Genomic DNA, 16,470 nt, shown 5'->3' with positions numbered 1-16,470 from the left:
GATGGAATTTTTAAAGACGAGTGATACTCGTCTTTATCTTTGTGATTAGCAATAAAGTTGCTGTAATGGCGTTACAGTTTGTGCCGGATCGTAATCTAGCGCTGCAGTTGTAGCATAAGCAGCATTCATCGTGGTATCGTAATGTACCTTATATTGAATGGCACTTCGACGTAATACTTTTGAGGCTTCAATAGCTGCTCGCCCAGAGGTGGTATTAAGAATATAGCTATATTCGCCATTTTTTATATGGTCATGGATATTTGGTCGCCCTTCGTTTTCTTTTTTTACGACTTGGCATGGTATATTTGCTTGTTGTAATACCTTTGCCGTGCCAATAGTTGCATCAATACTAAACCCATGAGTAATTAACCGTTTAGCTACCTCTAACAGCCTTGTTTTATCCTGATCGCGAACCGATAATAATGCTTTCCCTGATTTTTTCATATTGGATAAACTACCTAGCTGAGCTTTAGCAAAGGCTTCAGCAAAGGTTTTACCAATTCCCATTACTTCACCAGTTGAGCGCATTTCAGGACCTAATATTGGGTCGACACCACTGAATTTATTAAACGGTAATACCACTTCTTTTACCGAATAATAAGGAGGAATCACCTCTTTAGTCACATTTTGCTTGGCAAGTGATTGCCCCGTCATCACACGAGCCGCTATTTTCGCCAGTGGTAAACCCGTTGCTTTTGAGACAAAAGGTACAGTACGAGCTGCACGAGGATTGATTTCGATCAAATAAATTTGATTATCTTTCACCGCAAATTGCCCATTCATTAAACCTTTTACATTGAGTTCAAGTGCTAATTGTTTGGCTTGTTGTCGTAGTTTGTCTAAAATATCTGCAGTTAATGTGTGTGTTGGTAGTGAGCAAGCGGAATCACCAGAGTGAATGCCTGCTTGTTCAATATGTTCCATAATGCCACCAATCAGGATTTGCTCACCATCAGCAATTACATCAATATCAACTTCAATTGCATCATCTAAAAAGTGATCAAGTAAGACTGGTGCATTATTTGATTCGCTTACCGCTGTTTTAAAATAACGCCTTAAATCTTGTTCATTATAGACAATTTCCATTGCGCGACCTCCTAATACATAAGAAGGTCTAACCACTAATGGATAACCTATTTTTTCTGCTTCAATGACAGCCTCATTAATATCGGTCACTGTGGCGTTGACAGGTTGTTTTAATTTCAGTTTATCGACGACTTCTTGAAAGCGTTTACGATCTTCGGCTTTATCTATAGCATCAGGTGAGGTACCAATAATTGGTAGCCCTGCTGCTTCAAGCGCACGAGCAAGTTTTAGCGGTGTTTGCCCACCGTATTGCACAATAACACCATCTGGTTTTTCAACATGTGCAATTTCAAGCACATCTTCAAGCGTAACTGGCTCAAAATAGAGGCGGTCAGAAGTATCGTAATCGGTTGAAACCGTTTCGGGATTACAGTTAACCATAATGGTCTCATAACCATCCTCACGCAGTGCCAATGCCGCATGTACACAGCAATAATCAAACTCAATACCTTGTCCAATCCGATTAGGACCACCACCAAGGATCATAATTTTTTTACGACTAAATTGAGGATTAGCTTCACACTCTTGCTCATAGGTTGAATAAAGATAAGCGGTATCTGTTGCAAATTCAGCCGCACAGGTATCAACACGTTTATAAACAGGGTGAATTTGATATTGATGACGTAAATCGCGAACAGCTTGTTCTGTGGTATTAAGCAGTTTGGCGATGCGTAAATCAGAAAAACCTTTACGTTTTAATTGCCACAATGTTTCTTGATCAAGCTGTATAAGTGATTGTTTTTTTAGCTTATTTTCAAGGTTAACCAACTCTTCAATTTGTACTAAAAACCAACGATCAATATTGGTTAGTAAAAAGATATCTTCTAAGTTGAATCCTGCCCTAAAAGCATCAGCAATATACCAAATCCGATCAGCGCCCGCTTCTTGGAGCTCATAACGAATTTTGGTGATATTTTTTTCATCAGCATAATTATCAATTTTAGGATCAAATCCTGAAGCGCCAACTTCAAGTCCTCGCAACGCTTTTTGTATTGATTCTTGGAAGGTGCGCCCAATGGCCATCACTTCACCAACTGATTTCATTTGTGTGGTTAAACGATCATTACAACCAGCAAATTTTTCAAAATTAAAGCGTGGAATTTTGGTAACAACATAATCAATTGACGGTTCAAATGAAGCGGGGGTTTTTCCGCCTGTTATATCATTAGATAATTCATCAAGCGTATAACCGACAGCCAGTTTGGCGGCGATTTTCGCGATAGGAAAGCCCGTTGCTTTCGAAGCTAAGGCAGATGATCGTGACACCCGTGGATTCATCTCAATAACAATTAATCGCCCTGTCTTTGGATCAACCGAAAATTGTACATTGGAGCCACCAGTTTCAACACCAATTTCACGCAGTACCGCGATCGAAGCGTTACGCATGATTTGGTATTCTTTATCAGTCAAGGTTTGTGCCGGAGCCACCGTAATTGAATCACCAGTATGAATACCCATTGGATCGAAGTTTTCAATTGAACAAACAATAATGCAGTTATCATTTTTGTCTCGAACTACTTCCATTTCATATTCTTTCCAACCAATTAATGATTCATCAATAAGTAGTTCATTGGTTGGCGAAAGATCAAGTCCTCGAGTACAAATTTCGTCAAACTCTTCGGTATTATAAGCAATACCGCCACCGGTGCCCCCCATGGTAAATGATGGACGAATAATGCAAGGAAAACCAACTTGATCAAGAACGGCGTAAGCTTCTTTAAGCGAATGAGCAATCCCTGAGCGAGCGGTATCAAGGCCAATTTTTTTCATCGCCTCATCAAAGCGTTTTCGATCTTCGGCTTTATCGATAGCATCGGCTGTTGCACCTATCATTTCAACATTAAATTCTTTCAATACACCTTGTTTTTCAAGCTCTAATGCACAGTTTAATGCTGTTTGACCGCCCATGGTTGGTAAAATGGCGTCTGGCCTTTCTTGTTCAATAATCTTACGAACGCTTGTCCAATGAATGGGTTCAATATAAGTGGCATCAGCCATTTCAGGATCTGTCATGATAGTGGCTGGATTAGAGTTAACTAAAATAACACGATAACCTTCTTCACGCAGCGCTTTACAGGCTTGAGCACCAGAATAATCAAATTCACATGCTTGACCAATAACAATTGGACCAGCACCAATAATTAGTATACTTTTTATATCTGTTCGCTTAGCCATGATTATTGCTCCTGCTTATAAATTTTAATTAACTCAATAAAGTGGTCAAAAAGCGATGCTGCATCATGAGGCCCAGGACTGGCTTCGGGATGACCTTGAAAACTAAAAGCCGGTTTTTGATTGTGATGAATGCCTTGTAATGAACCATCGAACAGTGATTTATGCGTCGCTCGTAAATGAGCTGGTAAGCTTGCTTCATCTACAGCGAAGCCGTGATTTTGTGCAGTGATCATTACCTTATTATTTTCTAGATCTTTAACAGGATGATTACCACCATGATGACCAAACTTCATTTTGATAGTTTTAGCACCACAAGCAAGCGCAAGAAGTTGATGACCTAAACAAATGCCAAAAATAGGAATATCTGTGTTTAAAAACTGTTTAATGGCATCAATCGCATAACTGCAAGGTGCAGGATCTCCTGGGCCATTAGATAAAAAGATCCCATCGGGCTTTAAAGCAAGGACTTGTTTTGCTGTCGTTTTTGCTGGTACAACGGTTAATTTACAACCACGCTCAACTAACATTCGCAAAATATTACGTTTTACACCAAAGTCGTAAGCAACAACATGATATGGTAATTGGCTTTCTGGTTTTGGAGCAGGCTGTTGCTGTTGCCTTGTCCACATGCCCTGTGACCAAATATAACTTGTCAAACAAGTCACTTCTTTAGCTAAATCAAGCCCACTTAATCCTTTAAAATCGATTGCCTGCTGTTTAGCTATTTCGGCTTTTTCAAGTAAGGTCGTTTTGTCCGTTGCTGTTATGATGACGCCATGCTGTGCACCTTTTTCACGCAAAATACGGGTTAAGCGCCGCGTATCAATATCCGCAATGGCAATAACATTATGTTTTTTTAAATAGCTAGAAAGGCTGAGTTCACTTCGATAGTTGCTAGCTAATAATGGCAAATCACGAATAATCAAACCTTTTGCATAAACTTGGTTCGATTCGGCATCGGTATCATTCGTTCCTACATTACCAATGTGCGGGTAGGTTAATGTAACCAATTGCTCACAGTAAGACGGATCGGTAAGAATTTCTTGGTAACCTGTCATTGAGGTGTTAAATACCACTTCCCCAACTGTTTGACCATCAGCACCAATTGATTTCCCAATAAATTGCGAACCATCTTGTAACATAAGGAGGGCATAAGTTTGCATGACTAAAAGATCCTTTGAATGAATTATCATGAATTTTGAATAAAAATTCAATTTTACCTAGCTACAAAGATACAATATTTGGTCATTTTATTACACTTTTTTGTACAAAAAAAGCAATATTATAAAAATTATTTTAATAATTAAGTCTAATTTTTGAGATTTATCTCAACATAAAGGTAAAATGTTAGGGTTATTATGATGTTTAACTTGAATTTGCATAATTATTCAAATAGAATCATTTACATTATTACGGTTATTAGGAGCTATATCATGCACGGTTTTTATCAGCGTCATTTTTTACGATTACTTGATTTTACCCCTACCGAAATCAATCAATTAATTAATCTTGCTATCGAATTAAAACAAGCCAAACAACAAGGGCAAGAACAACAACATTTGATTGGTAAAAATATTGCATTAATTTTTGAGAAAGACTCCACCCGTACACGTTGTGCTTTTGAGGTTGGTGCATTTGATCAAGGTGCAAATGTCACTTATTTAGGACCAAGTGGTAGTCAAATCGGTCATAAAGAATCAATTGCGGATACCGCACGCGTGCTGGGTCGAATGTATGACGGTATTGAGTATCGTGGTTATGGTCAAGAGATCGTTGAAACATTAGCCCAATATGCTGGTGTACCAGTATGGAATGGCTTAACGACCGAAGCACATCCAACCCAAATTTTAGCCGATTTTATGACAATGAAAGAGCATATAGGCAATCGCCCATTAAGTAGCATTAAATTTGCCTATTTAGGCGATGCCCGTAATAACATGGGAAATTCGTTAATGGAAGGTGCGGCTTTAATGGGAATGGAAATTCGTTTAGTTGCACCAAAGGCCTGTCATCCCGAAGCCGAACTCGTACAAAAGTGCCAAGATATAGCAAAAAATACGGGTGCAAAAATTATCTTAACCGAAGATGTTGCCAAAGGAGTTAAAGACGTCGACTTTTTATATACTGATGTATGGGTATCAATGGGTGAGCCTAAGGAAGTTTGGGATGAGCGTGTTAAATTATTAACACCTTATCAAGTGAATGAAAATGTTATTAAACTTACCAATAATCCAAATATCAAATTCATGCACTGTTTACCCGCTTTTCATGATATGAACACTACCGTCGGTAAACAGATGGCAGCTCAATATGGTTTAACCAATGGACTTGAAGTGACTAATGATGTGTTTGAATCTGAACATAGTATTGTTTTTGATGAAGCCGAAAACAGGCTACATACCATTAAAGCGGTAATGGTTGCAACATTAGCCAAAGATGAATAATATTGCCATAATCGATACTTAAATGCTTAGCTAAAAAATTAGGCACTTTCTTTTTGCCGGCTTAATGTCGGCAAATTTTATTTAAAAGAATATTAGATTATGACAAAACAAGAACGAAATAAAGATTTTAAAAAATTCCTCAAGTTAACCAATCCCATTCATTTTTTAGCTGTAGGACTAGGTAGTGGTTTATCTCCAATTATGCCCGGAACAATGGGATCGTTAATGGCGATTCCACTTTGGTTATTATTTTATGGTTTACAACCAGCTTTATACTGGGTATTTATTTTAGTGACTTTTATTTTTGGTTGTTTTATTTGTCAAAAAACATCGGATGATACCCATACGCACGATTCAGGGCATATAGTATGGGATGAATTTGTTGGCATGTGGATCACCCTATTTTTTATTCCACAACTTTCTGTTATGTGGATTGCGATAGCCTTTGTAGCATTTAGGATTTTTGACATGGCAAAACCGTGGCCAATTCGTTGGTTTGATAAACGTATACCTGGCGGTTTTGGTATTATGGTGGATGATGTGATTGCAGCTATCTTTTCATCATTCACCGTTTATATCATGACATTGGTTATTTAAGATGTAATCTTATACTAAAACGCATACTTTCCTGAAAGTTTTTTACAAAAATAGATTAAAACATCTTTTGCGACCATCCTAACTTAGTCGAAAGATTATTAAAATAATCATAATCTTTGGTATGAATTAAATTAAATTCATATAAAGATCGGCGAATAATCACATCTTGCGTTGGTTTGACCGGTAAAATAATTTGGCTATCACAGGCAATATTTAAATCAAGCGCAGTAGTTGGAAATTTAAGATGAATTGGGTTATTGCCTTTGATAACCAAAGGTCTAACTGCTAACGAATGCGGAAACATTGGCGTAATAATTAATGCATCTAAATGAGGCGCTAAAATAGGACCTCCTGCCGATAACGAGTAAGCGGTAGAGCCTGTTGGCGTTGCAATAATTAACCCATCAGCTCGCTGTGAAAACGCATTACGTTCATTAATGTAAACATCATAGTCAATCATATGCGCTACAGTGTTAGGAGTGACGACAATTTCGTTTACGGCGAAACTCGAATTAATCAAATTACCATTATCATAAATGGAAACTTCTAATAAGAAACGAGGATCCTCCTCATATTCACCGGCAATAACAGGACTTAATTGTTCAATTACTTGTTCATGCGAGATATCCGTTAAGAAACCGAGATTACCTCGATTAACACCAATCACTTTGATTTTATAGTGTGACAAGTACCTAGCCGAACGTAGCATATTTCCATCACCCCCCACAACAATGGCTAGGTCAGCTTGTTCACCAATTGCTTCTAACGAAGCGTAATGGCTAACTGGAAATTGAATATGATCCGCTAAGCGATCTTCAACTAGCACATGAATACCAAGACTAACAAGCCAATCATAAAGCACTTGATGAGTTTCGATTGCCTCTAATTTACGAGGAAGCCCAATGAGACCAATGCATTTAAAAGGTGTATTCATAAAATATCCTTGTTATTCTTTTATATAAACGATATGTATTTTTTCGTCACAGGTCAAAAAATTACATATCAATTTACTGATAAGCTTGTAATCATAAAAATTGTCCCCATAATAACCGTAATTCACTAAGTTTTCGACTACATTATTTGGAGTACCTTATGACAGAGCAAGATAAAAATATGTCAGAAAATGAAACTAACATTGACACACCAGCTGAAGAAACAACAGAGCAAGAAGCTCCAGTGCAACCAAGTCTAGAAGAGCAATTAAACGCAAAAGATGCACGTATTGTAGAGCTAGAACAAGCATTACAGTTAGCTAAAAAAAATGAAAGCGAAGCCATGATTCGTGCGCGAGCTGAAATTGATAATGTTCGTAAACGTGTTGAACAAGATGTTGATAAAGCTCGTAAATTTGCGCTAGAAAAATTTTCTAATGAATTATTACCCGTTATTGATAATTTAGAACGAGCTTTAGAATCTACAGATAAAACCAACCCTGAGCATAAAGCTACTGTTGAAGGGTTAGAACTGACATTAAAATCATTCCTAGATACTGTCAAAAAATTTGGTATTGAAGTGATTAATACTGAAGATTCACAACTAAATCCTGATGTGCACCAAGCAATTAGCATGGTTGAATCACCAGAACATCAATCAGGTCAAATAGTAAATACCATCCAAAAAGGCTATACCTTAAATGGCCGGTTAATTCGTCCTGCGATGGTAATTGTTGCTAAATAGTTATCTTTAGATAGGTTAACCGCCAATCACTGTGGCGGTTAATTTTATTGATTCCGTTGCTCCTCACGAGCAAGTTTCTTCATTTTTTGTTCAATTCGTTGACGTTTTAATGGTGAAAGGTAATCAACAAAGAGTTTACCTTTTAAATGATCCATTTCGTGTTGGATACAAATAGCAAGTAACTCATCGGCATCAATTTCGTAAGGATTGCCATGGCGATCTAGTGCTTTAATTTTGATTTTTTCTGCTCTTGGCACAAATCCACGACAATCAGGAACCGATAAGCACCCTTCCTCAATACCCGTTTCACCTTCTTGGCTTATCACTTCAGGATTGATGATCACATAAACTTGGCTTTTATCTTCTGATACATCAATAACAATAATTTGTTTATGTACATCAACTTGGGTTGCTGCAAGCCCAATACCGTTTTCGTCGTACATGGTTTCGATCATGTTATCAATGATCGTTTGTAGCTCAGGGGTGAACTTGGTAACAGGCTTAGCAACTTTGCGAAGTCGCTCATCAGGAAAACGTAATACCGGTAAAATAGCCATAAATTCTTCGATCTACTCCTCAAATTTCGGGTTTATTCAAATTATTGCTCATTGTAAACATTTATCATACTGATGAATAGCCCTTGTTGGCTATTGGTAGCATTTATCTTATCAATTCAAGATATCTAAATCATTTAAAACGAGTGCGGAAAGATTATGATGAGTAAATATGAATTCTTATTAAGAATTTCAATGGTTGGATATGGAAAACAAAATATTTTTGAAAAAATTGGACAGTTTTTTGCTAACGGTTTACCAAGTAGCATACAAAATGTGCCTTGTTTGTTAAATAAACTAGGATTGTCGGATGTTCAAATAGTGCGTTTTTATGAAACATCATATCTTCATTTAGAACCAATACTTCAATGGTTAGAATCACCCCACCCACAAAAACATCTTATTGCTTATTGTGATAACGATTATCCTTTATTACTTAAACAAATTTGTTCTCCGCCTTTATTGTTGTTTGTTTTAGGTAATCGGCAGTTATTACATTCACCTCAATTAGCCATGGTTGGAAGTCGTGAATTTAGTGAATATGGAGCACAGTGGGGACGATATTTTGCTAGTGAATTAGCTATTAATGGTTTAACAATTACCAGCGGTTTAGCGCTTGGATTAGATGCTATTTGCCATCGTGGCGCACTTGAAGTATCGGGTCATACCATCGCAGTGTTAGGCAGCGGTTTAGCAAAAATTGCACCGAGATCAAATTTAAACTTAGCCAATGATATTTTGGAGCAAGGTGGGGCTATTGTGTCCGAATTTTTTCCATTTGAAAAAGCCAGATCCGTCTATTTCCCTCGTCGGAACCGAATTATTAGCGGGTTAAGTTTAGGAACTTTCGTGGTTGAAGCTTCAGAAAAAAGCGGCTCGTTAATTACTGCGCGCTATGCACTTGAACAAAATCGAGATGTATTTGCCTTACCAGGTGATATTAACAATGAAAACTGTAGTGGAACTCACTATTTAATTAAACAAGGCGCTTATTTAGTTTCTAAACCAGTTGATATTTTAGAGCATTATTATAGTTATTTATCAGTAGTAAATAGCTCGTGTAATCAGCTTAAAGAAGAACAGAATAATTCTATTTTGTATCCTGAAATTTTTGCTGTGATTCATCATCAACCTATCCCTATTGATATTATTGCTCAACAAGTAAATATGTCGATTTCAGAAGTGAGCGTCAAATTATTAGATATGGAACTAGAAGGTTTAGTAAAGACGGTAACAGGTGGTTATATTCGTAATCGAGTGATTTAAAATTAAAGATTTTTTGTTAAAAAGTTTCCGGTAATTATACGTTTAAGTATAAAAACCACCGATAAGTACCGGCGGTTCACACTATTTTTTATTTATCTTCAATTTCAAGAGCAATTTCAGATAGGATGATACCTGTGTTATCAGCATAGACAAAATCACCTGAGAAGAAAGTCACTCCACCAAAATTAACACGAATATCAATTTCACCAATGCCTTGATCTTCAGCACCAACAGGAATAGCAGCTAGAGCTTGAATGCCAATATCGGCTTCAGCTAGATAATCAACTTGGCGAACAGCACCATAAACAATAATTCCTTCCCATTGATTTTGAACAGCAATATCTACTAGCTCTGCATCAATTAGCGCTCGACGAACAGAGCCTCCCCCATCAATAACAAGGATTTTTCCTGAGCCGTCTGATTGTAAAATTTCGTATAGTAAGCCGTTATCTTCAAAACATTTAACTGTTACAGCTTGACCTGAAAACGATGCTACGCCACCAAAATTACTAAATATTGGTTCAACTACGTTAACATCTTCTGGGTAATAATCGCAAAGAATTGAAGTATCAAACTCCATTATCAAGTCTCCTTTTGCTGTGATATATAAGTTTATTTAGTATAACGCTAATACCAAGTAAAATGATATTAAAATTAAATAAACGTGAACTAGCTCAAAATAATCCCCAAACAATAAAGTAAATTAGTCAATAAAGCAAGTTTGACCATCTGTAATAATAAAGGTACCCCTTCTTTGTGCGTATTAAATTGAAAAACCATATAAATATGCTTAATAAATAACGGTAATGTTAATATAAACAAACCGCTCCAGATTGTTTGTAATTTATTGTATGCAAATAAACTTAGCAAACAAAATGCTATGAGTAATAGCAATAAATGATAATATCGCCCCATACATTTACCAATCATTACCACTAAAGTACGCTTATTACTTTTTCGATCTAGTTCTATATCACGAAGGTTATTGATATTAAGCACAGCAACGGATAACAAACCACAGCCTAAAGAAGGTAAAATAATGGATAAAGAGAATACCTTAGTTTGCAAGTAGAAACTACCCATGACGCCAATCAAACCAAAAAAAGTAAGTACTGATAGATCGCCAAATCCAATATAGCCGTAAGGTTTTTTACCCATGGTATAAGTTATTGCGGCAACAATAGATAATAATCCTAATAATATAAAAATAAATAATTCATAAATATTATTACAAGCAAATATAAGCAAAATCAGCCCAAATAAAATACATAAAAAAATATTAATCCATAGCGCTATTTTTAGCTGCTTAAGTGTAATTAAGCCTAATTGTATACCTCGATTATGGGCAGTAAGATTGTTTTGATCGCTACCTTTAATTTCATCTCCGTAATCATTGGCTAGATTAGAAAGAATTTGTAACAATGATGCTGTAATTAATGAAAACAGTAGTATCCAAAAACTAAATTGATGTTGCCAATAAGCTAGTGCATTACCTACTAATATCGCAGAAAGAGAAAGAGGTATGGTTTTTAACCGTAAACTAATAATCCATGGGTAAAATTTATTGTACATTCAATAACGGTATTATTTTTAGTGAAAACTATAAATCATAATAACAGGAATACTGAATCAATTCACTGTGTTAGTAATAAAAAGCTCCTTCAGTAAAACTCAGATTATTTTCCGTATATGCACTTTACCCATATTTATCATTTAGCTACGCATTTTTAAATATCGAAACGTTTTCATTTTTCTAAATATACTTCTAACTTTTCCTTCTCGTAAGGCTGATATGAAAATACCTAACGAGCTATATATTACTCCTAGTAAAAGTATCATAAATATATTTAGCCAGTTATCTGATAAGCTTAACCCCATTTGATTCACTCCTGCAATCATATTGGTTGCCCAAGTTGAAGGTAGAGAATAAGAAACACATTGCACCCATAATGGCATTGCATCAATAGGCCAAATGGTTCCTGAAAGATAGAAAACAGGTGTGGTTAAAAATGCTAATGTAAGATATATCATCTCAGTACGGCGTAAACATTCTGTTAGTAATTTACTCAAACCTAGCGCCCCAAGCAATAATGGAAATGTCATGATTAATATTTCGGGAATGCTAGCCAATTGCCGATAACCAAGTATCCAAGGCCATAAACCAAATAATACAATAGATAAAAATAACCAGATAGGTAATAACCCACATAAACTACCAAAGACAACAATTTTAGGCGGTTTGCCTTGAGGTAGCGAATTTAAGGTGATATTAGTACGAGTTGAAGCAATTAAAAAAGAGTGTTGTAGCAACATGACTAACAAACCTGGAAAGGTAATGGCGGCAAAACTGATGCCTGCATTATAAAGTGGTTCGGTTTGACCTTTTATAGGTGATAAAATAATATTGATCTGTTTATCTGAAAATCCGTTATTACGCATTATTTTAGTATTATATTCAGTCAATATCTGCTGATATATCCCTTTTATATCAACTTGTATTAAACCATTAGCTAAACGACTTGAAGCATCACCATATGCAGGAATTGTAACTTCTTCACCATTTATTAGACGCTTTTCAAAATCTCTTGGAATCGTGATCACAGCAAAAAGTTTACGATTATTGATATCATCATAAGCCTGAAGAGAGCTTTCATAAATAATTGTATCAATTTTTGAACTTGTTTCTAATGAGCGGATTAAACCACGGCTTGTTGGAGTATGATCTTGATCAACAATTGCTATCGGTAAATTAGTGATAGTTCCATTAATATAAACAAGGCTCATTAATGATACTGACAATAGTAACAATAACCACATTGGTCGTCCTAACAGATAAAAGAATATTTTTATAAATGAAGACCAAAATATTTTAATCATCTAAATTTATCCTCTTACTGTGAATGTAAACGTCTTACTAGACGCTTTCTGACTAACACGGTAATAATAATTGGATAGATCATTAAAATTCCGCATGTTTTTAACACCGACAAATAACTAGAGTGACGCAAAAACAGATCGAACAGTTTATTTAGTGCATAAGTTAATGGTTCAAGCGAAGAGATAAATCTAGCAATCCATGGCATGGATAGTTCAGGTACAACAACACCAGAATAAGTTAATGCAAGTCCAACTAAAATACCTATATAAGTATAGGCATCAATAGGAGTTTTAGTAAAAGTGTATAGCAAAATACCAATGCTTTGTGCTGCAATAACATAGAAAAATACCACTATCATCATGGCAAACGGAGAACCTGATACACGCGCATTAGAAAACAAAACGAGCATAGCAATTTCAAAAATAAGCAGCATAGTAAACCAAATTGTATAAGGTGCTAATTTCCCTAAAACAAAAGGGTAGCTAGGACGAGTTCGCTTTGGCAACTGTGCTAAAATGTGAATTGTTGTGGTTACAACAAATAGCTGCAATAAATGCACTACTGCGGAAAATTGTTGGAAGTACATTGAGTTACCACTAGCATTAAATAAACCATCATAATTAAAGTTAACTTTTGCCAATGGGGGAACTGGCATGCCAATACTAGTAGCCATGGTGGTTCGATATTGGGTATTGATTGTTGCTATCAACCCAGAATAATCCATGATCGAATATAAGCCAGCACTATAATATAACGCATTATAATAAAGCATTGGTGTAGGTTGGCGACCTGATAATACATCCGCTTCAAAATTAGGTGGAATATAAAGTAGCGCATAAATTTTTGCTTTTTGCAGATCACGCTCAGCATCAAAAAGTTGGCTATCATAATTGATAAGATCTGCATGTGCTGCAGCATTAAGATTACGCACGAGTTCGCGTGATAAAGTACTCTTATCTTGATCAAGATAACCTACTGGTAAATCATATAATACACCTCGATAAAAAATACTACTAATTAGCACAAAGATAATTAGTGGCATAATCCACATTAACCAGTGAAAAGTAAATCGCCTAAAAATTTGTGGTATTTCGGCGTTAAACGCCTCTTTAAAACGATGCCAGAAATCTAACATTATTTGTCTAGCTTCCATAATGTGCTCATACCTGCACGTAAACCTTCAACAGGTGCAATAGGATAGAGTCTGACTTCAAAGGTTTTCAAATCAAAATCTCCTGTTGCTCTTGTTGCACGTTTAGTTGCATAATCGCCCATCGGTGCTATATAACGAATTTCGGCTTCAATCTCTTTGTGATTGAGTGCAGGTACTTCAAGTATAATATGATCGCCTTTGCGAATATTAGACATAATATCTTCACGCAAGTTAAATACAAAATAAGCTTGAGGTAGTTGAATCACTGTTAACAATGGACTGTTAGCGTTAAACAATTCGCCGACTTCAGCAGGAATAGAACCAATTTCACCTGCTACTTGCGCTTTAACTTGTAAATCATCATATTGTATTTGTAGCTGTTTAAGTTGCTCTTCGGCTTCTTCTAATTTGGCGGCATAAATTTCACGTTGCTCAATACGATCTCCATTTTTAGCTTGGTCTAAATTAGCTTGTGCTGATTGAACCTGTTGAAACGCTGAATCGCGTGTTTTTAGAGCATTATCTAAGATAGATTGAGAAACATAACCTTTGGCCGAAATAGCTTTGTTACGCTCATATTCTTTGGAAGCATTATCATATGTTACCTTTGCTTGCTCAAGAATTGCTTCATAATAACGAATGCTTTCTTCTCGAGTTCCATGCTCCGAAAGCGCTAATTGAGCTTTTGCTTGGTCTCTCGCTGCTTCAGCCGCTTTGACTTGAGCTAAAAGCTCAGGGCTATCGAGAGTAATAAGAATATCACCAGGTTTAACGTCATCACCTCGATGAACATGAATAAATTGCACTCTACCTTTGGCTTTAGAAGCAACGCTAACATTCGGTGCATCAACTTCTCCTTGTAAGATAAACTGACTATTGTGTGAGCGAATTAAAATCGTCATTGATATTAAAATAACGATTAACGCAATAATAGTAAAAACTTTTTTGTTCATAAAATTTTGTATAGAGTGGTATTAAAGAGATAAGAAATAGAGAATTAAAATTATCATATCCTTTGTAAAATAAGCATATGTAAAATTAACCCTCCCCCATTATACGAAAATTGCTTTATTAACACAAAGCATGTCGATTTAATTTAAAAATGAATTAATATCAATACTAAGTTATTATAGATTATTATAGCAGCGAGCGATTTTTTATATCTACTTTAAATAATTTTTATTAATTATAAAGTAATACTTTAATAGGTTTTATTTATAAGTGATATTAGTCAAATAAAATAGATAAAAACCTACTTATTTAGTAAACTATTAAAAAATAAAAATTTAAGGTATTTAATATGGTTAAAATAATTATTATTGGTGGTGGCGCAGGAGGATTAGAATTAGCAACTGATCTCGGCGATAAATTAGGGAAAAGTAATCAAGCCGAGGTTACACTAATAGATAAAAATACTTATCATATTTGGAAACCTTTATTACATGAAGTTGCTACTGGTATTCTAAATGAGCAAGCTGATAAAATTGATTATGCTGAACAAGGACAACAACACCATTTTCAATTTATTCAAGGCACGTTTACTAATCTTAATCGTGAAGAAAAGCATGTTATTATTGAGAATTCAAATAGTGAATCTATTTCTGTACCATATGATACATTAGTTGTGGCAATAGGAAGTACTTCAAACGATTTTGGCACACCTGGAGTTAAAGAACATTGTATCTTTTTAGATGACCAAAACGCTGCAATTCGTCTACGTGAAACACTTATTACAAAATTTGCTAGTTTTTGTTCAATTATTGATGAACATGAAACGACGATTGAAGATAAAATTCGTATTGCTATTGTTGGTGGTGGCGCAACAGGTGTTGAATTAGCTTCTGAGTTACCTCATATGGTTGAAACATTTGGCAACTGTGGTCGTAATAAAATGTGTTCTGATTTGCTTGATGTATCTATTATTGAAGCAACTGACCGTATTTTACCTGCTTTACCTGAAAAAACAGCATTAAATATTACCAATACCCTTCAAAAACGTGGTATTCATGTATTAACAAAAACTATGATCACCAAGGCGGAAAGTGACGGCTTTTATCCAAAGGAAGGCGATATTATTAGCGCAGATATTATGATTTGGACTGCAGGTGTAAAAGCACCAGACTATTTAAAAGATATTGCTGGTTTAGAATCAAGCCGTTCGAATCAACTGGTGGTTAAACCAACATTACAAACAACGCGCGATGATAATATTTTTGTTATTGGTGATTGTGCTTATGCTATGCAAAACAGCGGGCGAGCCTCACCAGCTACTGCACAAGCCGCACATCAAATGGCAAAAATATGTTATGAAAATATCATTAACATGTTAAATAATAAACCCATGAAATCATTTAATTATGTTGATAATGGAACGATTATTTCTCTGCATGATACGGCACAAGGTGTAGTTAAAATTGCAGGTAAATGCGAAATGAATGTTAAAGGATTTTTTGCTTTAACTATTCATCGCTTGTTATACCGTATGCATCAAGCAAGCTTATTGGGTATTTTAAAAACAATCCAATTTGCTAAAGCCAGTAAAGCAATGTATAAAAAGAAACTTGCCTCTCTTTTTCATCATCAAAACTAGTTTGCTATTTAACCATTTAAATAGCCCATTATAACGCAATATATTATAAT

Annotated in this window: 14 protein-coding genes; 5 read left to right on the top strand and 9 right to left on the bottom strand. The window is 35.6% G+C overall.

All coding sequences use genetic code 11. The annotated features are described in order from the left end of the window. Nucleotides 1-45: 45 nt before the first annotated feature. Nucleotides 46-3,261: a carbamoyl-phosphate synthase large subunit gene (gene carB, locus A9G31_RS10790; RefSeq protein ID WP_065561644.1), complete on the bottom strand. Its 3,216-nt coding sequence runs from the start codon at nt 3,259-3,261 to the stop codon at nt 46-48. Between the two features lie 2 nt (nt 3,262-3,263). After that, entirely contained in the window at nt 3,264-4,424 is a 1,161-nt protein-coding gene (gene carA / locus A9G31_RS10785; protein WP_065561643.1) for a glutamine-hydrolyzing carbamoyl-phosphate synthase small subunit, read from the bottom strand. A 270-nt stretch (nt 4,425-4,694) separates the two neighbouring features. Here carA and argF point away from each other — a divergent pair, with 270 nt between their 5' ends. Then, nucleotides 4,695-5,705 carry an ornithine carbamoyltransferase gene (argF, locus tag A9G31_RS10780; RefSeq protein WP_065561642.1) on the top strand — a complete coding sequence of 337 codons (1,011 nt, stop codon included), beginning with the start codon at nt 4,695-4,697 and terminating at the stop codon, nt 5,703-5,705. A gap of 99 nt (nt 5,706-5,804) precedes the next feature. After that, nucleotides 5,805-6,302 (top strand): phosphatidylglycerophosphatase A family protein, encoded by a 498-nt coding sequence (locus tag A9G31_RS10775; protein ID WP_034947327.1) that lies wholly within the window; start codon nt 5,805-5,807, stop codon nt 6,300-6,302. A 55-nt stretch (nt 6,303-6,357) separates the two neighbouring features. On the opposite strand, the gene nadK is transcribed toward A9G31_RS10775, so the two are convergent. After that, the gene (nadK, locus tag A9G31_RS10770; protein WP_034947324.1) at nt 6,358-7,236 is read right to left on the bottom strand and encodes an NAD(+) kinase; all 879 of its coding nucleotides are present in this window, start codon (nt 7,234-7,236) and stop codon (nt 6,358-6,360) included. 158 nt (nt 7,237-7,394) lie between these two features. Here nadK and grpE point away from each other — a divergent pair, with 158 nt between their 5' ends. After that, entirely contained in the window at nt 7,395-7,979 is a 585-nt protein-coding gene (gene grpE, locus A9G31_RS10765) for a nucleotide exchange factor GrpE (RefSeq protein ID WP_065561641.1), read from the top strand. A 44-nt stretch (nt 7,980-8,023) separates the two neighbouring features. On the opposite strand, the gene def is transcribed toward grpE, so the two are convergent. Further along, nucleotides 8,024-8,536, bottom strand: a complete 513-nt coding sequence (def, locus tag A9G31_RS10760) for a peptide deformylase (protein ID WP_034909396.1) — start codon at nt 8,534-8,536, stop codon at nt 8,024-8,026. A 156-nt stretch (nt 8,537-8,692) separates the two neighbouring features. On the opposite strand from def, the gene dprA reads away from it, so the two are divergent. Further along, a complete protein-coding gene (gene dprA, locus A9G31_RS10755; protein WP_075524292.1) occupies nt 8,693-9,799 on the top strand; it encodes a DNA-processing protein DprA in 1,107 nt (368 codons plus the stop codon). An 88-nt stretch (nt 9,800-9,887) separates the two neighbouring features. On the opposite strand, the gene rraA is transcribed toward dprA, so the two are convergent. The 5 genes from rraA to A9G31_RS10730 form a co-directional block, all read right to left on the bottom strand. After that, complete coding sequence (rraA, locus tag A9G31_RS10750) at nt 9,888-10,379, bottom strand: ribonuclease E activity regulator RraA (protein WP_034909391.1); 492 nt, start codon at nt 10,377-10,379, stop codon at nt 9,888-9,890. Nucleotides 10,380-10,468: 89 nt separating this feature from the next. Continuing rightward, nucleotides 10,469-11,371 (bottom strand): 1,4-dihydroxy-2-naphthoate polyprenyltransferase, encoded by a 903-nt coding sequence (locus A9G31_RS10745; RefSeq protein WP_065561639.1) that lies wholly within the window; start codon nt 11,369-11,371, stop codon nt 10,469-10,471. A gap of 141 nt (nt 11,372-11,512) precedes the next feature. Then, nucleotides 11,513-12,673 carry an ABC transporter permease gene (locus A9G31_RS10740; RefSeq protein ID WP_065561699.1) on the bottom strand — a complete coding sequence of 387 codons (1,161 nt, stop codon included), beginning with the start codon at nt 12,671-12,673 and terminating at the stop codon, nt 11,513-11,515. A gap of 17 nt (nt 12,674-12,690) precedes the next feature. After that, nucleotides 12,691-13,830 carry an ABC transporter permease gene (locus A9G31_RS10735; RefSeq protein ID WP_218056457.1) on the bottom strand — a complete coding sequence of 380 codons (1,140 nt, stop codon included), beginning with the start codon at nt 13,828-13,830 and terminating at the stop codon, nt 12,691-12,693. Then, a complete protein-coding gene (locus tag A9G31_RS10730; protein WP_065561638.1) occupies nt 13,812-14,783 on the bottom strand; it encodes an HlyD family secretion protein in 972 nt (323 codons plus the stop codon). The genes A9G31_RS10735 and A9G31_RS10730 overlap by 19 nt, the downstream gene beginning before the upstream one ends. A 347-nt stretch (nt 14,784-15,130) precedes the next feature. Between A9G31_RS10730 and A9G31_RS10725 the strand changes: the two genes are divergently transcribed. Continuing rightward, nucleotides 15,131-16,420: an NAD(P)/FAD-dependent oxidoreductase gene (locus tag A9G31_RS10725; protein WP_065561637.1), complete on the top strand. Its 1,290-nt coding sequence runs from the start codon at nt 15,131-15,133 to the stop codon at nt 16,418-16,420. The last annotated feature ends 50 nt before the right edge of the window (nt 16,421-16,470 follow it).

The sequence above is a fragment of the Gilliamella sp. Gris1-4 genome (assembly GCF_001690335.1).
Classification (GTDB): domain Bacteria; phylum Pseudomonadota; class Gammaproteobacteria; order Enterobacterales; family Orbaceae; genus Gilliamella; species Gilliamella apicola_P.
Note: the sequence above shows the minus strand (reverse complement) of the source record. Positions and strands in the feature narration are given on the sequence as shown.